Origin of the sequence: Pseudobdellovibrio exovorus JSS (genome assembly GCF_000348725.1) — a bacterium.
GTDB classification, from domain to species: Bacteria; Bdellovibrionota; Bdellovibrionia; order Bdellovibrionales; family Bdellovibrionaceae; genus Pseudobdellovibrio; species Pseudobdellovibrio exovorus.
In genome coordinates this window covers 1-25,974 of sequence record NC_020813.1, presented here as the reverse complement: position 1 = coordinate 25,974, position 25,974 = coordinate 1, and the positions used below count along the sequence as shown (strand labels likewise).

At 41.1% G+C, this 25,974-nt stretch carries 25 protein-coding genes; 9 read left to right on the top strand and 16 right to left on the bottom strand.

The genetic code is table 11. The features are described from left to right. The first annotated feature begins 160 nt into the window (after positions 1–160). The gene (locus A11Q_RS00125; RefSeq protein WP_015468735.1) at positions 161–418 is read left to right on the top strand and encodes a hypothetical protein; all 258 of its coding nucleotides are present in this window, start codon (positions 161–163) and stop codon (positions 416–418) included. A 116-nt stretch (positions 419–534) separates the two neighbouring features. Here A11Q_RS00125 and A11Q_RS00120 read toward each other — a convergent pair whose 3' ends face one another. From A11Q_RS00120 to A11Q_RS00095, 6 genes are all read right to left on the bottom strand, one after another. Then, the gene (locus A11Q_RS00120) at positions 535–1,005 is read right to left on the bottom strand and encodes a MarR family winged helix-turn-helix transcriptional regulator (RefSeq protein ID WP_015468734.1); all 471 of its coding nucleotides are present in this window, start codon (positions 1,003–1,005) and stop codon (positions 535–537) included. Beyond that, on the bottom strand, positions 1,002–1,832 hold the full coding sequence (locus A11Q_RS00115) for an alpha/beta fold hydrolase (RefSeq protein ID WP_015468733.1): 831 nt from the start codon (positions 1,830–1,832) through the stop codon (positions 1,002–1,004). The genes A11Q_RS00120 and A11Q_RS00115 overlap by 4 nt, the downstream gene beginning before the upstream one ends. 202 nt (positions 1,833–2,034) lie before the next feature. After that, the gene (locus A11Q_RS00110) at positions 2,035–2,979 is read right to left on the bottom strand and encodes a hypothetical protein (protein WP_015468732.1); all 945 of its coding nucleotides are present in this window, start codon (positions 2,977–2,979) and stop codon (positions 2,035–2,037) included. Between the two features lie 89 nt (positions 2,980–3,068). After that, the gene (locus tag A11Q_RS00105) at positions 3,069–3,860 is read right to left on the bottom strand and encodes a succinate dehydrogenase/fumarate reductase iron-sulfur subunit (RefSeq protein ID WP_015468731.1); all 792 of its coding nucleotides are present in this window, start codon (positions 3,858–3,860) and stop codon (positions 3,069–3,071) included. Between the two features lie 22 nt (positions 3,861–3,882). Next, complete coding sequence (locus tag A11Q_RS00100; protein WP_041575342.1) at positions 3,883–5,793, bottom strand: fumarate reductase/succinate dehydrogenase flavoprotein subunit; 1,911 nt, start codon at positions 5,791–5,793, stop codon at positions 3,883–3,885. Positions 5,794–5,808: 15 nt separating this feature from the next. Further along, positions 5,809–6,471, bottom strand: coding sequence for a succinate dehydrogenase cytochrome b subunit (locus tag A11Q_RS00095; RefSeq protein ID WP_015468729.1), 663 nt, complete (start codon positions 6,469–6,471; stop codon positions 5,809–5,811). 204 nt (positions 6,472–6,675) lie between these two features. Here A11Q_RS00095 and A11Q_RS00090 point away from each other — a divergent pair, with 204 nt between their 5' ends. The 8 genes from A11Q_RS00090 to A11Q_RS00055 are packed head-to-tail and all read left to right on the top strand — an operon-like array spanning position 6,676 to position 14,369. Further along, a complete protein-coding gene (locus A11Q_RS00090; protein WP_015468728.1) occupies positions 6,676–7,452 on the top strand; it encodes an electron transfer flavoprotein subunit beta/FixA family protein in 777 nt (258 codons plus the stop codon). Positions 7,453–7,477: 25 nt separating this feature from the next. Continuing rightward, positions 7,478–8,446, top strand: coding sequence for an electron transfer flavoprotein subunit alpha/FixB family protein (locus A11Q_RS00085; RefSeq protein ID WP_015468727.1), 969 nt, complete (start codon positions 7,478–7,480; stop codon positions 8,444–8,446). A gap of 27 nt (positions 8,447–8,473) precedes the next feature. Next, complete coding sequence (locus A11Q_RS00080) at positions 8,474–9,142, top strand: lysophospholipid acyltransferase family protein (RefSeq protein WP_015468726.1); 669 nt, start codon at positions 8,474–8,476, stop codon at positions 9,140–9,142. Between the two features lie 36 nt (positions 9,143–9,178). Beyond that, positions 9,179–10,012, top strand: a complete 834-nt coding sequence (locus A11Q_RS00075; RefSeq protein ID WP_015468725.1) for a peptidylprolyl isomerase — start codon at positions 9,179–9,181, stop codon at positions 10,010–10,012. Further along, on the top strand, positions 9,987–11,000 hold the full coding sequence (locus tag A11Q_RS00070) for a peptidylprolyl isomerase (RefSeq protein ID WP_015468724.1): 1,014 nt from the start codon (positions 9,987–9,989) through the stop codon (positions 10,998–11,000). Before A11Q_RS00075 ends, A11Q_RS00070 begins: the two co-directional genes overlap by 26 nt. 22 nt (positions 11,001–11,022) lie before the next feature. Continuing rightward, the gene (locus tag A11Q_RS00065) at positions 11,023–12,015 is read left to right on the top strand and encodes a peptidylprolyl isomerase (RefSeq protein ID WP_015468723.1); all 993 of its coding nucleotides are present in this window, start codon (positions 11,023–11,025) and stop codon (positions 12,013–12,015) included. Next, entirely contained in the window at positions 12,002–13,009 is a 1,008-nt protein-coding gene (locus tag A11Q_RS00060; protein WP_015468722.1) for a 4-hydroxythreonine-4-phosphate dehydrogenase PdxA, read from the top strand. The genes A11Q_RS00065 and A11Q_RS00060 overlap by 14 nt, the downstream gene beginning before the upstream one ends. Next, on the top strand, positions 13,002–14,369 hold the full coding sequence (locus A11Q_RS00055) for a phosphomannomutase/phosphoglucomutase (RefSeq protein WP_015468721.1): 1,368 nt from the start codon (positions 13,002–13,004) through the stop codon (positions 14,367–14,369). Before A11Q_RS00060 ends, A11Q_RS00055 begins: the two co-directional genes overlap by 8 nt. 250 nt (positions 14,370–14,619) lie before the next feature. On the opposite strand, the gene A11Q_RS00050 is transcribed toward A11Q_RS00055, so the two are convergent. From A11Q_RS00050 to dnaA, 10 genes are all read right to left on the bottom strand, one after another. Continuing rightward, on the bottom strand, positions 14,620–14,955 hold the full coding sequence (locus A11Q_RS00050) for an ATP synthase F0 subunit C (RefSeq protein ID WP_015468720.1): 336 nt from the start codon (positions 14,953–14,955) through the stop codon (positions 14,620–14,622). A 16-nt stretch (positions 14,956–14,971) separates the two neighbouring features. Then, a complete protein-coding gene (atpB, locus tag A11Q_RS00045; protein ID WP_015468719.1) occupies positions 14,972–15,658 on the bottom strand; it encodes a F0F1 ATP synthase subunit A in 687 nt (228 codons plus the stop codon). Positions 15,659–15,676: 18 nt separating this feature from the next. Further along, on the bottom strand, positions 15,677–16,027 hold the full coding sequence (locus tag A11Q_RS00040) for a hypothetical protein (RefSeq protein WP_015468718.1): 351 nt from the start codon (positions 16,025–16,027) through the stop codon (positions 15,677–15,679). Next, a complete protein-coding gene (locus A11Q_RS00035; RefSeq protein WP_015468717.1) occupies positions 16,020–16,223 on the bottom strand; it encodes a hypothetical protein in 204 nt (67 codons plus the stop codon). Before A11Q_RS00035 ends, A11Q_RS00040 begins: the two co-directional genes overlap by 8 nt. Beyond that, the gene (locus A11Q_RS00030) at positions 16,220–17,086 is read right to left on the bottom strand and encodes a tetratricopeptide repeat protein (RefSeq protein ID WP_148284903.1); all 867 of its coding nucleotides are present in this window, start codon (positions 17,084–17,086) and stop codon (positions 16,220–16,222) included. The genes A11Q_RS00035 and A11Q_RS00030 overlap by 4 nt, the downstream gene beginning before the upstream one ends. Beyond that, complete coding sequence (gene gyrA, locus A11Q_RS00025; protein ID WP_015468715.1) at positions 17,055–19,526, bottom strand: DNA gyrase subunit A; 2,472 nt, start codon at positions 19,524–19,526, stop codon at positions 17,055–17,057. The genes A11Q_RS00030 and gyrA overlap by 32 nt, the downstream gene beginning before the upstream one ends. Before the next feature lie 34 nt (positions 19,527–19,560). Further along, positions 19,561–21,984, bottom strand: a complete 2,424-nt coding sequence (gene gyrB, locus A11Q_RS00020) for a DNA topoisomerase (ATP-hydrolyzing) subunit B (RefSeq protein WP_015468714.1) — start codon at positions 21,982–21,984, stop codon at positions 19,561–19,563. 132 nt (positions 21,985–22,116) lie between these two features. Further along, a complete protein-coding gene (gene recF, locus A11Q_RS00015) occupies positions 22,117–23,238 on the bottom strand; it encodes a DNA replication/repair protein RecF (protein ID WP_015468713.1) in 1,122 nt (373 codons plus the stop codon). A gap of 23 nt (positions 23,239–23,261) precedes the next feature. Continuing rightward, positions 23,262–24,368, bottom strand: coding sequence for a DNA polymerase III subunit beta (gene dnaN, locus A11Q_RS00010; protein WP_015468712.1), 1,107 nt, complete (start codon positions 24,366–24,368; stop codon positions 23,262–23,264). A 211-nt stretch (positions 24,369–24,579) separates the two neighbouring features. Then, on the bottom strand, positions 24,580–25,974 hold the full coding sequence (dnaA, locus tag A11Q_RS00005) for a chromosomal replication initiator protein DnaA (RefSeq protein ID WP_015468711.1): 1,395 nt from the start codon (positions 25,972–25,974) through the stop codon (positions 24,580–24,582).

Below are 25,974 nucleotides of genomic sequence, written 5' to 3'. Positions count from 1 at the left end.
AAAAATGCGCAATACGGCGACGGTTAACCCCCACATCCCGCATCAAGAGTCTTACAAACAGACAGCATCATTGATCTTCATCTTCGACCTTCTACCTAGACTTTCATCCTAAAAATTTAATTTTAAGCGGACACAAAGTACTTCAAGGAAGAGGGGAACTATGAAAAAAGCCGGCGATTTAATGAAAGAGATGGGTTTTAACCCTCAAGCTTCTGATGCGGCCAAAGAAGCGTTTATGAAATATCTAATTAAACAGTCTACTGGTGTTAACGTGCAAACTCCCTCTGAAAGAAAAGAAATTCAGAGGCACCCAGAGAAAATCGTTAACTTCACTAGCAAACAACTTTCTTTTGATTTCACTCAGGATGAGGGAAGCACAGAAGAAGGTCACTCGCCCGAGTATCGCAAGAAAGCTTAAATAGTTTTTTCCTTTAGTTATTGTTGTTGCGACTGAAGAAAAAACTCCCTGCTCACATAAGCCGATCTGCAAAGAAAAAAAGAAAACCCCTGACGTTAGGACGACTTCAGGGGTTTTTATTTATCAATCAGACGATTTAAAGAGCTTTTAACTTTTTCTAATTGCGCACTTCCACCTAAAATATTCGCAAATCTATTTTCTATTTTTTCAATAATCGCAATGCTGTCATAAATCAGTTTTTCACCTTTCTTGGTGAAGGCGATTTGTTGTGCGCGCTGATCTTCTGTATCGACTTCTCTTTTTATTAAGCCGTCTTTATCCAATTTATTTATCTGTTTACTGATCGCTTGTTTGCTGACTCCTGCAAGCTCGGCAATGCGATTAGCTGAAATCCCCTTTGGATCTATATGGCGAAGCACATTTAGGTCAGCCGCAGAAATAGTTCTGTGACCCTTTTTTGAAAGCTCGGCCATCAGCTCCTCTTCAAACTGACGAAATAGAATTATTAAAAATCTACCTAGAGGCTGTTTAAGATTTATTTTGGAAGCTTCAACTTCTATTTCATTTATGTGATGTTTTTTTTTCATTTGTTTTGATCAATAAATTGTTTTAGTTTTTCGATTACGTCTTCAGGAGCCTCTTCTGCAACAAAGTGCCCGACATCATGAAGTTTGTAAATCTTGGATTCCGGCAAAGACTCATGCCATCTTTGTAAATTGCGTGAAGAGATCAGTTTATCCGCCTCTCCCCAAATAAATTGTACAGGTTTGTTTTTTAAAGTTTGTAAAACAGACGGCTGCTGCCAGCAAGGATTTGTAAAATCAAATAGCGACTTCAAAAAGCCAACTGTTCCTTCGCGTGATTTTCGATTGGGAAAATGATTCCTATAAAATCTATGTCTCTGGCGGCTCAATGGCCGTCTTTTTCCCCAAGCCATTTTTAACAACACTTTCGCTGAAAAATTAAAGTGACGATAAAGAAAGGGAAAGACTCCTGAAGTCACTAGAGCTTTCTGCGATTGCATCTGTGGCTCAGTTTCAATCAATGGCCAAAGCCATGTATTCGCAAGTGTTACAGATTTGATTTGCAGATCGCTTTTCTGTAAAAGCGGTAAGCCGATCACTCCGCCAAAATCGTGTACAAATAAATGAAGCTGTTTGATCTGTAAATGCTGAAGCCAAGACTCCAAGCGTTTTTGATGAGCCGATATTGTATAGTCGCCATTTTCAGGTTTATCCGATAAGCCAAACCCTAAATGATCTAAAGCCAGACAGCGATAATCTTTGGATAGCTCCGCAATGACCTGTTCATATTCGCTAGAGCTTGTTGGCGTACCATGCACAAAAACAATAGTTTCACCGCGCCCCTGATCCACATAGTTCAGCTTCTGATTCTGATAAATAAAGGTCTTCATTTGGCCTCCTATATCAATATAGTAAACCAAGTTGACTATTTAGACAATGTCACGTTTTGTTGCACAGACGAATACCTACCCATTTGTAACCAGTAATTTTTAAGCATTCCGAAACGAGTTCTGTAAAATAAAAAAGGGACTGATCAAGTCCCTTTTTTATTTTACAGCTGTCTGAAGCTTCGGAAGGCTTAAAATTTGTCTGTTAAAACTTATCCACACGATTCAACACAAAAGATCCGATGATCTTCGTTGTGCCGTTGGGTAGAACTTCGTAGAAGTTTCCGGCAGTTTTGTCGAAGTTATTGAGTTTGTAGATCTGCACGTATTTATCGGCACTGATCGAAAAGACACGCCCACTGAGTCCATCTATTTTTTTACCACAGTCATTGCGTAGATTTTCAGAAAAGGCTTGATCGTTGTTGTACCATGAAACTTTTCCGGCAAGATTTTCGCTGTCTTCGTTGCGTTTTAACTCAAATTCCATCGAACCAAAATAGCGATTGTCGATGTCGCGCACGCTGCCTTTGTAAGATCCATAGAAGCTTTCACACTGTGTATCCGCTACCTCGGCATCTCGTAAAAAAGAGGCGATATTGCGGATCTGAACTTTTTTAAGATCGCTCAGTGTCGATGTGTTTCCAGAAGAGTTTGTCACCATCCACTCGTAAGATTTAAACTTGTTCAGATTCGTGCGCGTCCAATTTTTCGCTGTACGAACAGCTGACTTTTCGGCTTCTTGAGTGTCTTCTTTTTTTTCATCATTTGCAGCGGTGGCTACCGATTTTAGTTTTGCCTCGGCAGCAGCCAATGCGGTTGTTTTTTCTTCGGCTGTCTTTGCGACATCAGCCGCTTTTTGTACGATCTGATCTTTATTTTGGATTTTTAAACCCATGTCCGATTCAAAAATTTGAAAGATCTGTGTTAACAGCTCATCCGTTTTTTTGTTGGCGGCCGTGTCGGTGACGTTTTGTAATTTGATTTTGATGTTTTCTAAATCACTGCGAGCAAAGTTTAATTCTTCATTACTTTGCACAACAGATCTGTAATCCGGTGTTTCTTTGAAAGTCTTTTCACCAAAACTACGACCAAATAAAAACGAGGCCACAACGCCACAAAGAACCAAAAAGATCTTAATAAAGTCGTTCATCCTTAAACTCCTTTAATGCGATTATACAAAATAAAAAGGGAGCTTGTCGCTCCCTTTTTGGCAGTGCGTCCGTAAACAGGGCCTGGCACCTAGCCAGCCCCACCTTCGGCCATCTCTTCCTTCTGGGTGATGGTCGCTAATAGGTATTCGCGGTTCATTTTCGCGATATTGATTAATGAAATATCCTTTGGACATGAAGCCGAGCAAGCCCCTGTACTTGTACAAGCACCAAAGCCCTCTGCATCCATTTGTGAAACCATGTTCAAAGCACGTTGACCGCGCTCGACCTTACCTTGAGGAAGTAAAGCCATGTGAGTGATCTTCGCACTTGTAAACAGAGCCGCAGAGGCGTTTTTACAAGAAGCGACGCAGGCTCCACAACCGATACAAGCTGCCGACAAGAACGCCTCGTCTGCATCTGGTTTAGGAATTGGTAAGTTATTCGCATCTTGTGCATTTCCAGTATTAACAGAGATGTATCCACCAGATGAGATAATGCGATCTAGGGCTGAGCGGTCACACATCAAGTCTTTAATGATTGGGAATGCTTTGGCTCTCCATGGTTCAAGGACAAGCTCTTCGCCATCTTTGAAGTGACGCATGTGAAGCTGACAGACCGTTGTTCCACGTTCAGGTCCATGAGCATTTCCATTGATCATAAAACCGCAGCTTCCACAGATACCTTCACGGCAATCATGGTCGAATACGATTGGATCATCACCTTTTTGGATAAGGCCTTCATTGACATAGTCTAACATCTCTAAAAAAGAGGCGTCCGGAGAGATACCATTCGCTTCATAAGTTACGAACTGACCTTTGGTTCCAGCACCTTTTTGACGCCATACTTTTAACTTCAGATTGATATTTTTTTTCGCTTCCATCGTCATCTGCCTTGTCTTTAGCTTATTTATACGATCTTGTCGCTAAGTGAACGTTATCAAATTTCAACTCTTCTGTGTGGCGTGTCTGTGCTTTGTCAGCATCACCATTCCACTCCCACGCAGCTACGTGGCAGAAGTTTTCGTCATCACGCTTGGCTTCGCCGTCTACTTGGTGTTCGTCACGGAAGTGACCACCACAAGATTCTTCGCGCACCAAAGCATCACGACACATCAATTCGCCAAGCTCTAAGAAGTCCGCTACGCGGCCTGCTTTTTCTAACTCAGTGTTCACCTCGTTAGCTGCACCTGGGATACGAACTTCATTCCAGAATGTTTTTCTTAAGGCTGCAATTTCACCAATCGCTTCTGTTAAGCCCGCTTTGTTACGAGACATTCCGCATTTGTTCCACATGATACGACCTAACTCTTTATGCAGGCTTTCCACCGTGCGAGTTCCTTGGATACTCATCATGTGTTTGATTTCTTTTTCTACGTTTTCTTCAGCTGTACGAAGAGCATCGTGATTGTCTTTGATCTCAGTGAATTTATGATTAGCGATGTAATCACCCACTGTGTATGGCAACACGAAGTAACCATCTGCTAGACCTTGCATCAATGCCGAAGCTCCCAATCTGTTCGCTCCGTGATCCGAGAAGTTCGCTTCGCCGGCAACAAATAGACCTGGAATTGTACTCATTAAGTTGTAGTCCACCCACAAGCCACCCATGGTGTAGTGAGGAGCAGGGTAGATGCGCATTGGTTGTTTGTATGGATTTTCACCTGTGATTTTGTCGTACATCTGGAACAGATTTCCATAGCGCTCAGCAATTTTATCTTCGCCAAGGCGGTTGATACTGTCTTTGAAATCCAAGTAAACCGCTTGTTCACCTTGTGCCCCGTGACCTTCATCAACGCGGAACTTCGCTTGGCGGGACGAAACGTCACGCGGAGCCAAGTTACCGAAGCTCGGGTAAATACGCTCTAAGTAGTAATCTCTTTCATTTTCAGGGATTTCTGATGGACGGCGCATATCGCCTTGTTTTTTAGAAACCCAAACGCGTCCGTCATTACGTAATGACTCAGACATCAATGTTAATTTCGACTGGTTTTCACCATGAACAGGAATACAAGTCGGGTGGATTTGCGTGTAACAAGGGTTTGCAAAATAAGAGCCTTGTTTGTGAGCTTTCCATGCAGCTGTTACCGCACAGGCCATCGCATTTGTAGAAAGATAGAATACGTTTGAGTAGCCACCGGTTGCCAAAATCACCGCGTCTGCAACATGTGATTCCAGTTCGCCCGTCAACAGATTGCGCACAATAATTCCACGCGCTTTTCCATCAATCACAACTAAATCCAACATCTCGCGACGAGAGTTCAACTGCACATTGCCAAGGTCAACTTGTCTCATCATCGACGAGTACGCACCCAACAACAATTGCTGTCCTGTTTGTCCGCGAGCATAGAATGTTCTGGAAACTTGCGCTCCACCGAAAGAGCGATTGGCTAATAATCCGCCGTAATCACGCGCCAGTGGAACACCTTGTGCTACCGCTTGGTCGATGATGTTTACAGAAACTTCTGCTAGACGATAAACGTTAGCTTCGCGTGCGCGGAAGTCTCCGCCTTTAACTGTGTCATAGAAAAGACGATAGATCGAGTCGCCATCATTTTGGTAATTTTTAGCGGCGTTGATACCACCCTGTGCTGCTACCGAGTGGGCGCGGCGCGGAGACTCATGCACACAAAAAGCTTTTACACGATAACCCAGCTCACCCAAAGAAGCCGCCGCAGAAGCTCCTGCTAAGCCAGTTCCCACAACGATCACGCTGTGTTTTCTTTTATTCGCTGGATTTACTAATTTGATTTTGAACTTGTGATCCGTCCATTTTTTATCAATCGAACCGCTTGGAATTTTGCTATCTAAAATCACTGACATATTCTTCGCCTATCTGTAAAAGAAGAAAACATATAAAGGTTGAGAGATAAAACCACCGGCCACAACAATCGCATAGGCCCACGCGAACTTTTTGATTCCCGATTGCATTTTGCGCTCAAGAAATCCGAACGATTGAAAGATCGAAGCGGCTCCGTGACTTAAGTGGAAAAAAAGTAAAACAAGCGCGACTAAGTACCAAACTGTGTACGCTGGAACCTGAAAGCTTTCTACAACCAACTTATGAAGATCACGCATCACCACACCATTAACTGTTGTTTCATAGTACTGACCGTATTTAAACGTGATCAAATGAATAATAATAAAAGCTAAAATCGCCGACCCCTGAGCCGCCATAAAGCGAGACGCCAAAACAGGTGCCTTTTGCTTATTCGGCGCAACCGCATAACGAGAACCTTTTGATTTGCGGTTTTCAATCGTTAAGCTGATAGCTGTTACGATGTGAACTAAAATCGCTGCGCTCAACACCGCTTCTGTTCCATAAAGCAATAACTTGTTTGAAACAATCGCGTGCCCGTAGGCATTGAATGCATCTGCGCTGACAAAAATCAGCATATTTCCGGCCATATGACCGAAGATAAAACCCATCCACACAAGACCTGTCAGGCCCATGAGGTACTTGCGACCAACGGTCGACTTCAAAAACTGCAACATAGTGGTTTCCTTAGGTATTCGTTTTCTACGATTCCATTATCATTTACTTTTCAACTTACTCCTCGCGGGTAATCTTGTCACTTTACACACCTGACTTTAGTCGGATGTTTTGCAACATGTTAATTTGGGCTTTCATTCACTAATTGGTTCATGTTATTTCACACTTCGGATAAGACTAAGAGCTTAAACATTGAGAGGTTTTTTATGAAGATTTTTGTCTGCCTGAAACAGGTGCCAGATACTGAAACAAAAATTAAAATCGCAGCGGACGGATCGGGTATTGATACGGCCGGAATTAAATGGGTTATGAACCCTTATGATGAACATGCCGTTGAAGAGGCTGTTAAATTTAAAGAAAAAAATGCCGGTGCCCAAGTTTTTGCCATCACTTCTGGCCCGAAAGCTCGTGCCGTTGAAGCTTTAAGAACAGCTTTAGCGATGGGTGCTGATGAAGCCATCGTGATCAACTCTCCTGAAAACCTAGATGCCTATTCTACAGCCAAAGCCTTGGCTCAAGCGATCACAGCAGAAGGCGGAGCTCATTTAATCTTCGCTGGTAAGTTGTCTATCGATGCCAACCAATCTTCAGTTCCACAAATGGTAGCTGAATTTTTAAACATCCCACACACAAGTGTCGTTTCTAAAACAGAGTATACAGCTGAAAATGTAACTGTTGAGCGCGATGTTGAAGGTGGAGCTAAAGAAGTCGTTCAAATGGTGAACCCATCTTTGATCGCAGCGAATAAAGGCTTAAATATGCCTCGTTACGCCAGCCTTCCAGGAATTATGAAAGCAAAAAAGAAAGTGATCAAAGAAGTTGAATTTTCATCTTTAGGGATTGCTGGAACTGAACAAAAAGTTAAATACGCAGGATTCTCTCTGCCACCAGAAAAACCGGCAGTTAAACTTTTAACTGGCGATGCGGCTTCACAGGTGTCTCAGTTGATCACGGCTCTTCGCGATGAAGCGAAAGTATTATAACTCTGAAAGTTAAAAGGATTATCACATGTCTAAAGTTTTAGTTTTTACTGAATTTCAAAATGGAAACCTTAAACGTAGCTCACAAGAGCTTTTACAGTTTGCTGCCACAACAGGGAAGCCCGTTGTTGCTTTAGCTTTAGGATCTCAAGCTAAAACAGGCGCAGCTCAATTGGCACATCACGGAGCTCAAGAAGTTCTATTGTGTGCAGACACAGCTTACGACGCTTACAATCCAGAGTTATTCTCGGTTGCTGCGGCAGAAGCTATTCAACAAGCCGGAGCCAGCCTTGTACTCGCTTCTGCTTCTTCTTCTGGTAAAGATCTTTTCCCACGTGTAGCTGCTAAAATCGGTGCCGGCGTTGTTTCTGACGGAACTGAAATCACTGTTTCTGGTGATGATGTTAAAGTTAAAAAACCAATGTACGCTGGAAAATGTTTTGCAACAGCTCAATTTGAAAACGCCGCAACTAAAATCGTCTTGATGCGCGCCAATCAATTACCTGTAGCAGCAGCCGATACATCTAAAACAGCAACTATCACTGAACATGCGTTCACAAAACCAAGCTTAAAAACTTTGATTAAAGAAGTCGTTAAAGGTGCCTCTGAAAAATTAGATTTAACAGAAGCTAACGTTGTTGTTTCTGGTGGTCGTGGTTTAAAAGAAGCGGCTAACTTTTCTATGTTAAATGACTTGGCGTCTGTACTGGGGGCAACCGTTGGTGCGTCTCGTGCCGTTGTGGATGCTGGCTGGGTTGGACACTCAATGCAAGTGGGTCAAACAGGTAAAACTGTGGCTCCGACTTTGTACATTGCGGTTGGTATTTCGGGCGCGATTCAACATTTAGCGGGAATGAGCGGAAGTAAAGTGATCGTAGCTATTAACAACGATCCAAATGCACCGATCTTCCAAAAGGCAACTTACGGAATCGTAGGTGATGCTTTTGAAATCGTTCCGAAATTAACTGAAGAATTCAAAAAAATCCTAGCTCACTAATTTTAGTGGGCTTTTGGTGTAATCCGTATGTGGCATAAGCTTCGTGGAATTTTAGTCGGTTCGATCGTTTGGTTGATTTACCGACTGATTTCGTGGAGCTGGCGCATAGAGCTTCACGAACCTGAATCTTTAAAGAATCATCTTAAAAATAAAACCTCCTTTGTTTTAGCCCATTTTCACGGGGACGAAATCGCTTTGCTTTTTTTAGTTCGCCGTTACCGCTTATCCACGATGATTTCCACAAGCAAAGACGGCGAAATGATGAACACCATCTATAAACTTTTTGGTGGAAAAACTTCGCGAGGCTCTTCGACCCGCGGTGGAGTTTCGGCGCTGAAAGGTTTAATCGAGCTAACAAAAAATGGTTCGAGCTGTGGTGTCGCTGTTGATGGACCAAAAGGACCTATCTACGAAGTGAAGCCGGGAATTTTTGAAATGTCGCGCTTGATGAAATCAGAAATTTATTCCGGTGGAGCTTACTGTGAATCTGCATGGAGATTTCCTCGCTCGTGGAATCAAACTTATTTTCCTAAACCTTTTGCTAGGGTCGTGATCGTCTGGACTGGACCTTTGGGCCCAATCACGAAAGCCGATGATCCTCGCTCGCCAGAGCTTGCAAAAAAGCTACAGGACCAATTGTTTGGGGCTAGGCAGCAAGCTGCCGATTTGTTTGGTGTTTCCACAATTAGGCGTTAACATTTAGGTTGGAATGACAACAAAGGATTGATGCCTATGAAATGGATTTTATTCGTTACTCTATTTGCTTCTTCTACTGTCTTTGCGCAGCAACAAGCTCAACAAAGAAACGACAACACAGTCGTTGCTACAGTCGGCAGCAAAAGAATCACTTTGGGTGAGTTCAATAAAAAATATAATGAAGTTGCAAGCCAAGTTCTAGTTAACCCTCCTGATAAAAAAACTTTCTTAGAAGAGCTTGTTCGCTTTGAAGTGGGTGTACAGGAAGCGCGTAAACGCGGAGTCGAAAAAGATCCTGTGTTTCAAGAACGTGTAAACCAAGAGCTTTACAAAGTTTTTCTAGAAAAAGAATTGGGTAATAAAATCGAAAACAACACGATCACAGATGGTGAAATGCGTGCATGGTACGCGCAAAACCCTCAGATTCGTCTTTCTGATATCTTGATTGAAGTGAAACCTGGTGCAACGGCAGCACAACGTGCTGAAGCTCGTAAGCGTGCAGAAGATATCTTGAAAGAAGTTCGCTCTTCGAAAAGAAGCTTTGAAGAACTTGTTCGTCTTTACTCGGACGACATCACAACTAAAAACTTAGGCGGAGACGTCGGTTGGCAGTCAAAGACATCATTGGTTCCAGCCTATTACAATGCCGTTATCGGTTTAAAAAATGGCGAGATCTCATCTAACCTTGTTGAAACTGCATTCGGTTACCACATTGTGAAAATGACAGGAAGACGCAGTTACGAAGAGGCTCCTAAACGTGAAATTCGTATGGCTGTATTCGACGTTAAACGTAAAGCCGTATTCGATGCTTTCTTTAATCAAATTAAAAAGAACTACCAAATAAATGTTAACTCGAGCCTTGTTGACTAATAGATCAACTCATAAGTCGACTCGCCAGTCGGTTAAGTTGACTTATCTTCGCCCCATTATTCTTGTTGGGGCGTTTTCGTTTTTAAGTTCTTGTGATTTCATCTCGAACAAAATTCTGACTAAGCCCATTGTTAAAATTGAAAATGCACAGTTGTCGGCTCAGGATTTTTCGCAAGAGCTCGCAACCAAACTTAAAAATCTTGATGCTTTATCGGCTAAAGATCCACAGACGCTAACTGTTTTTAAAAACCAAATTGTGAATGATTTTATTATTTCTACCTTTATTGATTTTTGGTTTGAGGAAAATAAATTAAAAATCACCAAAGAAGAGCTCGATAAAGAAGTTAAGTTTTTTGTTTCTTCTTATCCTTCCGATGCCGCTTTTCGTGAAGCACTGGCTGAAGCAGGTATGAACTATTCTCAGTGGATCAGCAAGGTAGAATCTGGCTTACGCAAAAAACGCCTTTTTGAAAGTCTTAATGCCGGAGCCAATCCCGTCACAGAAGAAGAACTGCTATCTTACTACAACAACCATCGCACTCAGTATGAACAGCGTGAATCTGTTTTATTAGCGCATATTTTGGTGAATGATGAAAATCAGGCTGAAATTGTCCGCAAGTTGTTGCGCACGCAGAACTTCACTGAAGTTGCCAAAAAGTATTCTTCTGCCTATACGAATGAATCTGAAGATGTTTATGGCTGGGTTGAAAAGGATTCGGCTCCAGAGCTAGAAAAGGTCTTTAAATATCGTAACGGAGAAGTCTTCGGGCCCATCAAGATGTCTGAAGGCATGCATATATTCAAACTGCTTCAACGCCGCGCTTTTCGCATTAGAACCTTTGAAGAAAGCCGTGCCGAGGTCTTAGCAGAAGTTCAAGCTCTGCGTGAAACCGCGCGATTTACGGCATGGCTCGATGAGCAAATTAAAAGATATAAGGTCAAAAAAAACCTAAATATGCTAGAGTCAATTAGAGTAGAAACCCAGTAATAACCACTTTGGACTCGTATATATGAAAATGTTATTTGTAAAATTATTCGCTATTTCTTTTCTGTTTTTTTCGTCTTTAGTGGCCTCTTCACAGGCTCATGCAAAAGAAGTCGTAAACAAAATCATCACCATCGTTAATGAAGAAATTATCTTACAGTCTGATTTAGCGGACATGGATAAGCGTATTGATCGTATTGGTTCTGTTGATGAAACTCTGCTTTTGGGTAACAAAGTAGAATCTTTAAAGGGGAATAAAAAAGCTCAGCTAGAGTTTTTAATTCGCGAAAAATTAGTCGACTCTGAAATCAAACGCCAAAATATGACCGTGGCCGACGAACAAGTAACGGCCGAGATTTCACAGATGGCTAAAAAAAATCAAATGAGCAGCGCCGAATTCGCTAGCTACATGAAAAGCCAAGGCTACACAGTAGATCAATATAAAGTCGTCTTAAAAACACGTATGGAAAGACAGACATTTTTTGAACGCGATATCATCAGCAAATTACGTATCACAGATGAAGATGCTTACAGTGTTTATCGCGCCAATGCTCCGAATTATCGCCCTAGCGTGAGCGAATATCGTATTGCTCAGATTTTTTTCTCGACTCGTAAGGGTGGTGATGAAGCTGCTCTTACTCGTGCACGCGCAGCTTCAGAACGTCTTCGTGCTGGCGAAAGCTTTGAATCTTTAGCTAATCAAGTGGATGAAACGCCCGGCGCCAATAAAGATGGTGTGTTGGGAACATTTAAGTCTGGCGAGTTTGCTCCGGCTCTTGAAAGAGGAGTTGAAAGCCTTTCTGTTGGTGAAACATCGGGAATCATCGAAGGCTCTACTGGTTACCACATCATTAAATTACTTTCTAAAAACACAATTCTAGATCCCAACTTTGTTCGCGTAAAAGAGCAAATCAAGGCGGGACTTGTTCAACAAAACTTCGAACGTCAGTTAAAAAACTGGTTTGAAATTAAAAAGTCTCAGGCCCATATTGAAAACCTGAACAATGAAACGCCATAGACCTTCAACAAAAAAAACAAATGCCTCCCTATTGAAGATTGCGCTGACCACCGGCGATCGCGATGGCATTGGTTTCGAGGTCACCGCAAAAGCTCTTTCTAAAATCAAACCTTCTTTAAAAAAGAATCGTTGTCTGTTTTTTATTTTTCGCCATCGTGATCAACAAAAATGGCAACCTCAGTATTTTAAATTGATCGATAAAAGCTGGCTGCGATTAACTTTTCACAGCTTAGAACAAGCTTTAGATTTTCTAGATCTGGTTGAAGGCAAGTTGCCGGATAATCTTCTTGTGGATTTAGCTTTAACTTCGCATGAAGCTCAATGGGTTCTGGATGCCAGCAAAGCTTGTCGTGATGGAAACTTAGATTCTTTAGTCACAGGCCCACTTTCAAAATCCGTCACAGCGAAGCTTCCACGCAAACCATTAGGACATACCGGAATTTTCAGAGACCTCTTTAAGAAAAATCAGATGTTCATGGCCTTTGTGGGCCGCGATTTTAATGTGTTGCTGGCCACAGATCATATTCCTTTTTCAAAAGTCGAAGCCTCTTTAAATGCTAAAACTTTTTCTAGCGCACTGAAGGCGGCAGAAGATTTACGACAGCTTTTAAATTCAAAAAAGAATTTAGCTGTTTTAGGACTTAATCCTCACTCTGGTGAAAAAGGTCTTTTGGGAAAAATAGAAACGCGGCTTTTCAAAAAGTTACCCAAAAATGTGGACGGCCCTTTAGTTCCCGATGCAGCTTTTCTTAAAAAGAACTGGAGTCGCTACTCTGTCTTTGTCTGCCTTTACCATGATCAGGGCTTAATTCCGTTTAAAATGCATCACGGACAGGATTCCGGCGTGCATTTGACAATGGGATTACCTTTTGTCAGAACCAGTGTAGATCATGGCACCGCAGTCGAGCTATTTAATAAAAATCTAGCCAATAGCGCCTCGATGTCAGAAGCTATACAACTTAATATGAAACTTATAGGAGCAAAAAATGTTTAGTCCTGTTATCTTTCGCGAATACGATATCCGTGGAGTTTTCAACGAACAATTCGATTTAGATTTCGCTTATCAATTAGGTCGCGCGTTCGGAACCTATGTATTTAATAAAACAAATAAACAAAATCGCCGTCTTTCTATCGGATACGATGCTCGTCAATCTTCGGTAGCCATTGTTGAAAAGTTATCACAAGGGATGAAAGAAACCGGAGCTGAAGTTTATATTCTAGGTTTAGTGACGACTCCGGTTTGTTACTACTCTACATTTCAATTGGATTTAGACGGCGCAATCATGGTGACAGGAAGTCACAATCCTCCTGAATACAATGGTTTTAAAGTCTCTTTAGGCAAAACAACTATTTTCGGTGAAGAAATCCAAAATTTAAAAGCGGTCATGCAAGCAGGAAACTTCTTGAATGGTGAAGGCTCTATTAAAAATTACGATATTCATCCTGAATATCTTGAGCGCTACAAAAAAGAATTCGGTCAGATCAAGCCCATCAAAGTTGTTTTAGATTGCGGTAACGGAGCTGCGGGCAGCATCGTTCGCAGCCTATACAATGTCACTGGTTTACAACCTGAAATTCTTTTTGAAGAGCCAGATGGACGTTTCCCTAATCACCATCCAGATCCAACTGTAGAAAAAAATCTAGTGGATCTTGCTAAAAAAGTAAAAGAGACCGGAGCCGTTTGCGGTATTGGATTCGACGGAGACGCGGATCGTATCGGTGTTGTCGATCACACAGGTAAAATGATCTACGGTGATGAACTTATGACAATCTTCGCACGCGATGTTTTACAAACACAAAAAGGTGCGAAGATCGTAGGGGATGTAAAGTGCTCCGATCGCATGTACCACGAAATCGCTCGTCTAGAAGGTGAGCCGATTATGTGGAAGACCGGCCACAGCTTAGTAAAAGAAAAAATCAAAGTTGAAAAAGCTCCTTTCGGCGGAGAAATGAGCGGACACATTTTCTTCGCAGATCGTAACTATGGTTATGACGATGCTCCTTATGCTGGATTACGTCTTTGCGAAATCATCGCAAAAACAGGCAAGACAATTCCAGAACTATTAGCGGGACTTCCTTCGGCTTACAACACTCCAGAAGTTCGTATCGATACGACTGAAGAAAAGAAAGTTTTGATCGTTGAAAAAGTAAAAGAAAAATTCCAAAACAGCCAAGACGCCGATGTAAAAGTGAATTTGTTGGATGGTATTCGTATCAGTTTTGCTGATGGTTGGGCTCTTTGCCGTGCCTCTAACACTCAACCCGTACTCGTTGTTCGTTTCGAATCTAACAGCGAAGCCGGCTTGAAACGCATTGAAGACAACATCATGTCAGTGGTGAATCAGTACCTTTAAGGTAGGCCGTACCTTATCCGGAAATCTATTGGTACTACAAGAAATAGACCCTCATGAAGCTGGCTTGAACGTCGGCTTCTTTTTTATAATCACAAGATTTCACAATATTATTTTGATAGCTTATTTGATTGCTTCGTAGAAATAAAAAAGGCCGATCTTTCGATCAGCCTTTTTCTTTTTCCAGTATTTACTGGTTTTTAATTTAGTGTACCTCAAATCACGTATATTTCCGGATAAGGTACGGCCTACCTTAGAAACCGAAAGTTGCAGCTGGGATTTTGATGAACGCAACTAGGAACGCCAAGATAACTAAAGACTCGATAAGAGCCAAAGCTAAGATAAGTGGCGTGAAAAGTTTGTCACCAGCAGCTGGGTTACGAGCGATGCCTTCTAAAGCAGCAGCAGCAGCTTTACCTTGTGCTGTAGTACCAGCAACAACCGCTAAACCGATAGCGATAGCAGCACTCAATGCTACTAAGCCAGCGTTAGAGTTTGTAGTAGCTACAACAACCGCAGTTGTTTCTTCTTGAGCAAAAGCTGCTAAAGAAGCGAATAAAGTCGTGGCAAATAATAATGCCTTTTTCATGTGATTCTCCTTTGTTTTAGTGGTCGTGAGCTGTTGCAAGAGCTATGTAGACCATTGATAATAATGTAAATACGAACGCTTGAATTGTACAAACAAGCAGTCCGAGTGCATAGAACGGGATCGCAGGACCCACTGGCGATAAGTTCAAGAATACTGATAATACCGCGTGGTCACCTGTCATAACGTTCGCTAAACGAAGACCTAAAGTTAATGGACGTAAAACGTGAGAAATCAACTCGATGATCAACATCAATGGAGCCAACCAAATAACTGGGCCCAAGAAATGTTTCAAGTAACCGATACCACCTTCTTTAATACCTACGATGTTGTACGCTAAGAAAGAAAAAACACCGAAAGCAAAAGTCGTATTGAAGTTTTCCGTCGCAGGAGTCATCCCTGGAACGATACCCACTAAGTTGTTGAATAAGATGTAAGTGAAGATTGCTGCGAAGTACGGAGCAAACTTTCTTCCGTGGTGACCGATCACTTGTTCAGATAATCCACCGATGTACTCAGTGAAAACTTCGAACAGACCGCGTACAGAAAATTTTCCAGTTGGGATAACTGCTGTTTCGCCGTTACCTAAACTTGCACGAGCAACTGTGCCCATCAAGATAATCAAACCAGAAGCTACAATCAAAGTAGCTACGTGAACATAGTCGTGTCCTACTCCAGGAATTAATTGCGTCCAGTTAAAATGCATAAAGCCTCCAGAAACATTTTAAAGCTTTTCTTTGGATACAGATTTCATAAAAGTGGCGACCAAAATCGCGATCAACAACGAAGCTAAACCAATGATTAAGCCAATCGGTTTAAGCCACTTTGCAGAGCTTAAATTCCATAAAATCAGTCCTAGAATTACGTACTTCAATATAATGACGAAAACCGCTAACGCAATAAGTTTTTTATAAAAAACCACTGCAAAAACAATCACAAAACTCATCAAAGTTAGAAGCATAATCACGCCTCCAGTAGCGATACTGAAAGCCTGATCTGGGCCGTAAAGATAATATCCCAAGCCCGCAGCCAGCAAAGTGTATAAAACCATCGAAACTGCTGTGTTTTTAATCATTTTTAATGCTCTTAAGTTTAATAATCAGACTAATAAACCAAACCAAAAAGGCGGCAAGGATGCAAAAGGCCTTCGCGGCGTCTCCATAACCTCGCTCACCCAGATAGTTTCCAGCCCATATAGCCACTAAAATAAGCGAAACCAGTTCAAAGCCAATCGCACTGAAAATGACGTATTTGTTTTTTTTGGGCTTCACTTGCGTCTTCCTTTAAATAGAGGCTTGTTGACCATACGTTCTTGAAGACGTTTGTAGCGAAGTTCAAGATAGGCTTTATCAGGAATTTGTTCTTGGTATTTGTCTAAATAGGCAAGGGCTTCGGCATACTCTTCATTTTCTTCATACACCACAGACGCCGCAATAAAAAGATTTTCAGTCGCAAAAAACTTTTCATCCGCTTGCAGAATTTTTTCATATTCAGCAAGGGCTTCCTTATATTTTTTTTGAGCTACTAAAACTTGAGCTTTGATTTTTAAAAAATTTAATTTTTCTTTTTCACTAAACTTCAAAGAAACTTTAATTTCTTCCATAGCCTGTTGAAAGTTTCCCGTTAAATAAAGAGTCTGAGCAATTCGTAATTTAACTTTTTCTTTTTTTTCGTTGTCATGCAAAAGTGGCTCTAGAATCTGTAACTCTTTTAAAGCCATGTTGTAATTTTGTAGGTTTTCCAAATAGATTTCTGAGATCGCTTCTTGCGCTCGCAGTCTTTGTTCTACATCTTCAGACTGTAAAATAATACGTCGATAGATTCGGATGGCACGTTCGTAATCTTGTATTTCAAAGCGAGCTAATCTTCCAGCTTCAGATAAATAGCGATATTTTATATTGCTGTCTTTTGCAATTTCAGAACTGCGCTCTAGAAGATCTAGAGCAATACGATAATGACCTTTTTTAATTTCTGCATTGGCGTCAGCGTACAGTCTTTCTGCCGCCGGCTTGCAGGAACTGAGTCCAAAAAATAAAAATAGCACTACACTGGTTAGAAACGAACGAGCAACAAATGGAAAAACCATTTGCGCTCGCATATTCTTAGTGGATTTCTTCGGCCGCTTTATCTTCATCAGCAACCACCGCAATCCCCTTAACAAACTCTTGCTTTTCGTCCAAATTGATTAGACGTACACCTTGAGTGTTACGACCTAAAATAGAAATGTCTGAAATTTTCATACGGATAACTTGGCCTTGATCTGTAGATAAAATCAACTCATGTAGCGGAGAAACTTTTTTCGTTCCTACAACGTTACCAACTTTATCAGTTGTTTTTTGAGTGATAATACCAACACCACCTCTGCTTTGTACGCGGTATTCGCTCACTTCTGAGCGTTTACCATAACCTTTAGACGTCACCATCAAGATGGTATCTGGAGTGTTCTTTTCAAGAACTTCCATCGCCACAACGACATCTTCTTTTGCTAAGGTAATACCTTTTACACCACGAGCTGAACGACCCATTGCACGCACATCATCTTCATTGAAACGAATCGACATACCTTCGCGAGTGGCGATGAAAATGTCGCTTTGTCCATCTGAAAGACTCACGGCTACTACTTGGTCATCAAGATCCGTAGTTAAAGCGATGATACCTGCCTGACGTGGATTCGAGAACGCATCCAATGTCGTTTTTTTGATGATACCTTTTTCAGTTAACATCACGACATTTTTATTAGAACTGAATTCATTTACTGGAAGAATTGCACGTACCTTTTCACCAGGCGACAACTGCACCACATTGGCAATCGCTTTACCTTTAGAAGTACGAGTTCCCATTGGCAGGCGGTGAACCTTACACCAGTAGACTTTACCTTTATCGGTAAAGACTAACAGCATCGTCTTAGTTGAAGCCGTAAAGATATCCGTGACGTAATCCTCTTCGCGAGTTTCCATCCCTTTAAGACCTTTACCACCGCGTTTTTGTACGCGGTATTCTTCAGTTGAAATACGTTTGATGTAACCTGTGTTAGTAACAGTGACCACCATTGGCTCGTCTGCAATTAGATCTTCATCTTCGATATCAGAAAGATCGCCAGTGATTTCTGTACGGCGCTCGTTTGAATAACGTTTTTTGATATCTTCTAATTCAGCTACGATAATTTTATAAACTTCACGCACATCAGATAATACAAACTTCAACCAGTCGATTTGTTTCATCAACTCAGCTAACTCATCCACGATTTTTTGGCGCTCTAAACCTGTTAGGCGTTGTAAGCGCATTTCTAAAATCGCAATAGCTTGTCTTTCAGTGAACGAGAATTTCTGCATCAACGCTTCGCGGGCCGCATGGGCTTCTTTAGAAGCGCGGATTGTCGCGATCACTTCATCGATATGGTCTAAAGCTTTTTTCAGACCTTCTAAGATATGAGCGCGATCTTGAGCTTTCTTTAATTCGAAGATACAGCGCTTCGTCACAACATCACGACGATGTTCAACAAAGGCTTCTAACATACGTTTTAGATCGAAAACTACCGGTTGGTTTTTCGCATCTAAAGCTAACATGTTAATACCAAAGCTCACTTGAAGTTGTGTAAACTTATAAAGGCGGTTCAACACCACTGATGAGTTTTCACCACGTTTCAAGATAATCACGATACGCATACCTTCACGAGACGACTCATCGCGAATATCAGAAATACCTTCCACTGTTTTTTCACGCACAAGGTCCGCAATACTTTCAATAAGTTTTGCTTTATTCACTTGGTACGGAATTTCAGTCACGATAATTTCTTCGTGATCTTTTTTCGTTTCAATTTCTGTTTTTGCTTTGATCGTGATGATTCCGCGACCTTTACGGTATGCCTGAAGGATACCTTCTTTACCTGCGATTTGACCTGCAGTCGGGAAGTCAGGACCAGGAATTCTTTCGATTAACTCTTCGATTCCACAATCAGGATTTTGAATCAAGTGGATACAGCCATCGATCACTTCGCCCAAATTGTGCGGAGGAATATTCGTCGCCATACCAACCGCGATACCCGCAGAACCGTTAACCAAAAGATTAGGGTATTTGGCAGGTAAAATCAGAGGAATTTCTAACGAGTCATCGTAGTTCGGCCCGAACGGAACCGTTTCTTTTTCGATGTCAGCTAAAAGTTCTTCTGCCAAGCGAGTCATACGCACTTCAGTGTAACGTTGTGCCGCCGGAGAATCTCCGTCGACCGAACCGAAGTTACCTTGACCATCAATCAACGGGAAGCGCATCGCAAAGTCCTGCGCCATACGCACCATTGTGTCGTAAACAGCCACGTCACCATGCGGATGGTATTTACCGATCACGTCACCGACAACACGGGCTGATTTTTTATAGGGTTTATCGTGTGTATTTGAAAGCTCATGTTGAGCAAATAAAATACGGCGGTGAACGGGTTTTAAACCATCACGTACGTCAGGTAATGCACGACCCACAATAACGGACATCGAGTACTGCAAATAAGCGTCTCGCATTTCCTTATTGATATCGATGTTGGTTACACCTTTTTGATTTTCTGAGTTATCTGTATTTTCCATAATAATCTTCTTATCTCGATCCTAAGTTAATTTATTAAACGTCTAACGATTTCACCATCAACGCATTGTCGTTGATGAATTTTCTACGCGGTTCAACTTGTTCACCCATTAAAACACTGAATGTTTCGTCAGCGGCAACAGCATCATCGATAGTGACACGTAACAGACGGCGATTTTCAGGGTTCAAAGTCGTATCCCAAAGCTGCTCGGGATTCATCTCTCCTAATCCTTTGTAGCGTTGGATGTAGATACCTTTTTTAGTCGACGTCATCACGTGTTCAAAGAAGCTGTTATAGTCTTCAAATGAATGTTCGGTAGCACCTTGTTCAATTGTCAGTGGTAAAGCTGAAATTCCTTGGATGGCTTTCCATAAATTACGAAGTTCAATAACTTCTGACGCTTTCAATAAATCAGACGTCACCACAGTTACTTTGCGATCAGCGTAGCGAACTGTGTTGATAGTCGCTGTTACTTTTCCATCTTGTTCTGCGATGTTTTCAGTAACTTCTGTTACGCCCAATGAAGGGTTAGATTGCAGCCACGTTTTCATATCTGAAACCGCTCCTTTTAAAGCTGATTCAGATCTTAAAGCATCTTCTAATTTTTCTACTTTAGTTAGTAAGTAGTACAATACGTCTTGATCGTATTTCGTTGAAGACGCTTTTAAAAGTGCATAGAACTTTTGGATATTCAAAATCATTTGGCGAAGATCCGCTATTGCAACTTCTTTACCTTTGATTTTGAAAGAATCTAATCCTGTGCTTAACAGATATTCTGTCAACGCCGCTTCGTCTTTCAAATAAGTTTCGCTTTGGCCTTTTTTAGCACGATACAATGGCGGTTGAGCAATGTAGATAAAACCTTTTTCAAGCACCACTGGCATTTGACGATAGAAGAATGTCAGTAAAAGTGTACGGATATGTGATCCATCCACGTCGGCATCTGTCATAATGATGATTTTATGATAACGGACTTTATCAGCATTGATGTTGTCTTTGCCGATTCCTGTTCCCAAAGCTGAAATCATCATTTTGATCTCGTCATTTGATAACATTTTATCGAAACGAGCTTTTTCTACGTTCAGGATTTTACCTTTCAAAGGTAAAACAGCTTGTGTTTTACGATCGCGCGCCTGTTTTGCTGATCCACCTGCCGAGTCACCCTCGACCAGATATAATTCACATTTAGAAGGATCGCGTTCTTGGCAGTCCGCCATTTTACCTGGTAATGAACCACCATCTAAGGCTGTTTTACGACGAGTCAATTCACGGGCTTTTCTGGCCGCATCACGCGCACGTGCTGCCTCCACACATTTCGTCACAATCGTTTTTGCCGGAGAAGGGTTGCGATCGAACCAATCAGCTAATTTTTCATTAACTAAAGATTCCACGATACCTTTTACTTCCGCATTACCTAATTTAGTTTTTGTCTGACCTTCGAATAATGGCTCGCGAACTTTTACCGAAATAATCGCGGCTAAACCTTCACGAATATCTTCACCTTCGATACTGTCTTTGTAATCTTTCAAAAGATTTTTCTGAGCAGCATAGCTGTTTGTAGTTCTTGTTAAAGCACCACGGAACCCGATAAGGTGAGTACCACCTTCGAATGTGTTGATGTTATTTGCGTAGCAATAGATAGACTCTGTATAACTGTCATTCCATTGCATCGCCACTTCCACATCGACATTATCTTTTTCGCCACGGAAATAGATCACTTCGTTGTGAATCGCTTTTTTAGATTCATTTAAATAAGAAACGAATTCCGCAACACCGCTTGTGTATTGGAAATCTGCTTTTTTGTCTGTGCGTTCGTCTTTCAAACAAATATGAAGACCTGCATTTAAGAAAGCCATTTCACGGAAACGATTAGAAAGTGTATTGAAATCAAAAGCCATTCCTGGCTCTTTGAAAATATCTAAATCGGGTTTGAATGTTACGACAGTACCCGTGCGAGTTGTAGGTCCGATTTTTTCAACTGGAGTCTGTGGAATACCACGCTCGTACTGTTGACGATACTGATTACCATTTTTATGAGATTCCACTTGGCAACGAGATGAAAGCGCATTCACAACAGAAGCACCCACACCATGTAGACCACCGGAAACTTTATAAGCTCCGCCGTCGAATTTACCACCGGCATGAAGTACGGTGTAAACCACTTCCATAGCATCTTTACCAGATTTATGTGAACCTACTGGAACCCCACGACCATCATCGTCTACTGATAAAGAACCATCGGCATGAATTGTTACTAGAATTCTTTTGCAATAACCGGCTAAAGATTCATCGACGGCATTATCCACAATTTCATACACCAGATGGTGGTAACCGCGGATAGTTGTATCACCGATATACATTCCCGGACGTTTTCTTACGGCCTCTAGTCCCTCTAAGACTTGGATATCATCAGCACCGTAAACTTTTTGCTGGTCAACATTCGTGTTCATTCCAGACATTTCGACTCCTTTTAGCTTTGTTGATAAGGGTCAACACTATCAACATACTCACAGATTTTTCCACAGCTGCAGAAAAATCCTTTTTATTTTTTCGCAAAATTATTTTGCTGAAATTTCTTAGCGTTCAAACAACTAGATAACTACTTGTCCGTTTTTAATTTTAAAAACGCTGGCCTTATTCATGCTGAGTTTAGATAAAAGTGACACATCGGTGGTGGTCACAAACGTTTGCGTTTCGGTCTGATTAAGGGTCGAAATCAACGACTCTTGCTTGCTTAAATCAAGCTCAGACAGAACGTCATCTAACAGTAGCAACGGATAAAAACCGTGAACCTTCTGATGATACACAATTTGCGCCATTTTGTAAGCTAATATGATGGATCTTTGCTGCCCTTGCGAACAGTAAAAACGTGAGTCATTTCCATTATATAGGAATATGACATCATGCTTCTGAGGACCCACTAAAGAGACCCCAGATTTTAACTCTGCTTTTTGCAGTTCCGACATGCGATTTTGCATAAAATTTAGCAATTTTTCGAGGTCAGAATTGCGATGATTTTGATCAGAAAAGACGTATTCAAAATCAAATTTCACAGAAGTGCTGGAATGGATGTTATTTAGCGCCATTTCGACCTGTGGGCGTATGTCTTCTAGGGCCTGTAGGCGAAGGTAGGTCAGCTCGGCTGCGAGCCTCAGGAACGCCGGATTTAAGCTTTCTAGCGTGTCTAAACCCATGCGGTAATCTATTTTTTCTTCAGAGATATCTTTCAAAAGGCGATTACGTGTTTTTAAAACTTTTCTGTAATCACGAATCGTATCAACACCATTCAAAGCCGTTTGCGCTACGAGTTGGTCTACCAATTGACGGCGTTCATCAGAGCTCTCTTTGATGATGTTCAGACTTTCTGGTGAAAACAAAACTGAAGAAAAACGAGTCAGACGATTAATGTTGGTAACTTTGTTGTTAATGAGGATATCTTTTTTTGAAGAGGTTAACTTCATACTGAGCTTGTAATCCAGATCTTCATTCAAAATATTGGTGTGAATAAAAGATGCGTTTTGTCCAAGCTGAATTAGATTTTCATTTTTTGAGTAACGAAAACTTTCACCTTCGGTCAGTAAATAAAGAGCTTCGATGATATTGGTTTTACCCTGCCCATTATCACCAATAATGATATTCAGTCGTTCATTAAACTGAATATCCACCTGTTCAAAATTACGAAAGAAAGAAGCTGAAAGGGATTTAATGATCACGTGCGATCATCCAAGCCGATGAATCAAATTCTCATCGGCATGACAACGTTGATGTAGTCTGCACGCTTGTGAGCTTTTAAAACGCCCGGAGAAAGCTGATCGTTCAATTCGAACTCTACTTCCTCTTGTTCAATATTTTTTAAAACATCTTCAATGTAGCGCGCGTTAAAACCGATTTTAAGATCCGGCCCGCTGTAGTGAATATCCAATTCTTCTTTGGCATCACCCAATTCAGGATTGTTAGATGTAATTTCCAAACGGCCCTGAGAAAAACTTAACAAGATCGCTTTTGATTTTTGGTTAGCCAAAAGTGATACACGTTTCAGTGATGATAGAATTGCATCGCGCGGAATAACGATGTTGTGTGTAAACTTCTGTGGAATAAACTGGTTGTAGTTCGGATATTTACCTTCGATCAAACGAATCATCAAAACACATGAACCAGATTTTAAAATAAATTGAGATCCTTCAACAGCGATGTAAACATCTTCGATTGAAGACTCGATTAATTTTTTAATTTCGAACAAACCTTTTTTAGGAATGATCACACCCACTTTTTCAGCAAGAGCTAAACCTTTGAATTCTTTTTTAATTAAACTCAGACGATGGCCATCAGTTGCGACCATGGTGATTACGTCTTTGTCTGCTTTCTCGAAATAAACGCCATTCAAGTGGTAACGAGTTTCATCGTTAGAAACGCTGTAGATTGTTTTGTCGATCATGAACTTTAATTCAGCAGCATTCATTTTAGAAAAATTTTCTGAGCTGTATGTTGGGAAGACTGGATACTGTTCAGCTGCCACACCAATGATCTTTGAAAGAAACTTGCCCTGTTTAATTTCTAACCAGTCATTTTCTTTTTTAATTAATTGGATTGGTCCGTCTAAAAGTTCTTTCGTGATTTCGAAAAGGCTCTTAGCGCTCACAGCGACCTTACCAGCCTCTTTAATTTGTGCAGGCACCTGATCGGTTAGGCTGACCTCTAAGTCCGTTGCATAGGCCTTTAATTGATTTTCAGAGGCATCTAGTAAAACGTTCACCAAGATCGGCATTGTATTTCTTTTTTCTACAATGTTTTGAGTTCTGCTTAAGAGGCCTAAAAGATCTTTTTTTTGAATCTCAATTTTCATACTCTTCAATTCCCTAATAATATATATATAAAAGTAGTAGTAATAGTAGGGGCGGGGGTAACTGCTTTTTTATACTAAATCCTTAAAATTATTAACTTTTATTTGTGGAAATCTCAACTAATAAACTACGTCTATCTGAGCAGTTATCCACGAAAAAGTTATCCTCATTTTTATTCACTGCCTTATCCACACCTTTATCAACAGTCCACATTTACAAACCAGTAACATTGTGGATTTGGTTGATTAACTCATCGATATCATTCTTAAATTGAGGATCTTGGTTTTGTAGATTCTCGACTTTATCCAAAGAATTAATCACCGTTGTATGGTCCTTGCCACCGAAGGCTTTACCAATATCCACTAACGACTTATCTAAAAACTTTTTGATTAAATACATGGCAATTTGACGAGGCACCACAATCGGTTTAGCGCGGCTAGTGGACTTTAAATCCGTAACACGGATCTTGTAGTACTCAGCCACGATGCGCTGAATTTCCTCAATACTAATCGTCACTGTGTTTTCATGATGTGCTAATACTTTGCGCGCCAGTTCCAGATTAATGCTCAGACCTTGAAGCTCAGAGAACATTTTTATTTTCTTTAAATTGCCTTCAAGTTCACGAATAGATTTTTTAGAAATTTTAGCAATGTACTGAATCGTGTCTTCATTTAAGCGCACATTATAATTTTCAGCTTTATATCTTAAAATAGCCAAACGAGTTTCTAGATCCGGCATCGTGATATCAGCAATCAAACCGCGCTCTAGGCGTGTACGCGAACGATCTTCAAGACCTAAAATATCTTTTGGCATACGATCGCTGGCCAGAACCACTTGCTTTTTCTTTTCGATAAAGCTGTTGATCATATGGAAGAACTCTTCTTGAACAGCTTCACCACGTCCGATGTATTGCACGTCATCGACAACAATAACATCTGTGTTTTCACGATATTTCTGACGGAATTTATCCATTTCATGACGACGAAGTGCAGAGACACACTCATTCAAAAATCTTTCAGCCGAAATATAGACAATACGCAAGTGCGGATAGTTTTGACGGATTTGATTTCCGGCCGCATTTAATAGATGCGTCTTACCCATCCCAGAAGGACCATATATAAGGAGGGGATTGTAGTCATTCGTACCTGGGTTACAAGCGACGTTGTAAGTTGCGGCATGGGCGAACTCAGAATTTTTACCTACAACGAATGTCGAAAAGGTAAACTCTTCATTGATGTTTTCCACAGGGCGAGGACCTGCAGGCACAACCTGTACCGGTTGCTGAAAGACTTGTTCTGTATTCTGCATCACATCTTGTAAAGAGGTGTTGTAGTCACTAGCGGTTTTACCTGTAACCACGAAATCGATTTCGACAGGAATATTGGATTGCTCCCTTAATTCCTGAGCGATTTTATCCTTTAAATGCTCATTAACGTAAAAGAAGAAGAACTGACTAGGGACGCCAAACGTGATTTTTAAAGAATCTGCTGTTTTTTCAGACTTAATCAGCTCAATAGGGTCTAGCCAATTTTCTAATAATTTATTGGCCCCATTCTTCGTTTTGATGGTGGTTTTGATCTGATTCCAAAATAAACTGTCTAATTCCAT

What these genes read in the sequence shown, in the direction of transcription:
- A11Q_RS00125 (WP_015468735.1), top strand. Translation starts at nt 161, where the DNA reads ATGAAAAAAGCCGGCGATTTAATGAAAGAGATGGGTTTTAACCCTCAA.
- A11Q_RS00120 (WP_015468734.1), bottom strand. Translation starts at nt 1,005, where the DNA reads ATGAAAAAAAAACATCACATAAATGAAATAGAAGTTGAAGCTTCCAAA.
- A11Q_RS00115 (WP_015468733.1), bottom strand. Translation starts at nt 1,832, where the DNA reads ATGAAGACCTTTATTTATCAGAATCAGAAGCTGAACTATGTGGATCAG.
- A11Q_RS00110 (WP_015468732.1), bottom strand. Translation starts at nt 2,979, where the DNA reads ATGAACGACTTTATTAAGATCTTTTTGGTTCTTTGTGGCGTTGTGGCC.
- A11Q_RS00105 (WP_015468731.1), bottom strand. Translation starts at nt 3,860, where the DNA reads ATGGAAGCGAAAAAAAATATCAATCTGAAGTTAAAAGTATGGCGTCAA.
- A11Q_RS00095 (WP_015468729.1), bottom strand. Translation starts at nt 6,471, where the DNA reads ATGTTGCAGTTTTTGAAGTCGACCGTTGGTCGCAAGTACCTCATGGGC.
- A11Q_RS00090 (WP_015468728.1), top strand. Translation starts at nt 6,676, where the DNA reads ATGAAGATTTTTGTCTGCCTGAAACAGGTGCCAGATACTGAAACAAAA.
- A11Q_RS00085 (WP_015468727.1), top strand. Translation starts at nt 7,478, where the DNA reads ATGTCTAAAGTTTTAGTTTTTACTGAATTTCAAAATGGAAACCTTAAA.
- A11Q_RS00080 (WP_015468726.1), top strand. Translation starts at nt 8,474, where the DNA reads ATGTGGCATAAGCTTCGTGGAATTTTAGTCGGTTCGATCGTTTGGTTG.
- A11Q_RS00075 (WP_015468725.1), top strand. Translation starts at nt 9,179, where the DNA reads ATGAAATGGATTTTATTCGTTACTCTATTTGCTTCTTCTACTGTCTTT.
- A11Q_RS00070 (WP_015468724.1), top strand. Translation starts at nt 9,987, where the DNA reads ATGTTAACTCGAGCCTTGTTGACTAATAGATCAACTCATAAGTCGACT.
- A11Q_RS00065 (WP_015468723.1), top strand. Translation starts at nt 11,023, where the DNA reads ATGAAAATGTTATTTGTAAAATTATTCGCTATTTCTTTTCTGTTTTTT.
- A11Q_RS00060 (WP_015468722.1), top strand. Translation starts at nt 12,002, where the DNA reads ATGAAACGCCATAGACCTTCAACAAAAAAAACAAATGCCTCCCTATTG.
- A11Q_RS00055 (WP_015468721.1), top strand. Translation starts at nt 13,002, where the DNA reads ATGTTTAGTCCTGTTATCTTTCGCGAATACGATATCCGTGGAGTTTTC.
- A11Q_RS00050 (WP_015468720.1), bottom strand. Translation starts at nt 14,955, where the DNA reads ATGAAAAAGGCATTATTATTTGCCACGACTTTATTCGCTTCTTTAGCA.
- atpB (WP_015468719.1), bottom strand. Translation starts at nt 15,658, where the DNA reads ATGCATTTTAACTGGACGCAATTAATTCCTGGAGTAGGACACGACTAT.
- A11Q_RS00040 (WP_015468718.1), bottom strand. Translation starts at nt 16,027, where the DNA reads ATGATTAAAAACACAGCAGTTTCGATGGTTTTATACACTTTGCTGGCT.
- A11Q_RS00030 (WP_148284903.1), bottom strand. Translation starts at nt 17,086, where the DNA reads ATGAAGATAAAGCGGCCGAAGAAATCCACTAAGAATATGCGAGCGCAA.
- gyrA (WP_015468715.1), bottom strand. Translation starts at nt 19,526, where the DNA reads ATGGAAAATACAGATAACTCAGAAAATCAAAAAGGTGTAACCAACATC.
- gyrB (WP_015468714.1), bottom strand. Translation starts at nt 21,984, where the DNA reads ATGTCTGGAATGAACACGAATGTTGACCAGCAAAAAGTTTACGGTGCT.
- dnaN (WP_015468712.1), bottom strand. Translation starts at nt 24,368, where the DNA reads ATGAAAATTGAGATTCAAAAAAAAGATCTTTTAGGCCTCTTAAGCAGA.
- dnaA (WP_015468711.1), bottom strand. Translation starts at nt 25,974, where the DNA reads ATGGAATTAGACAGTTTATTTTGGAATCAGATCAAAACCACCATCAAA.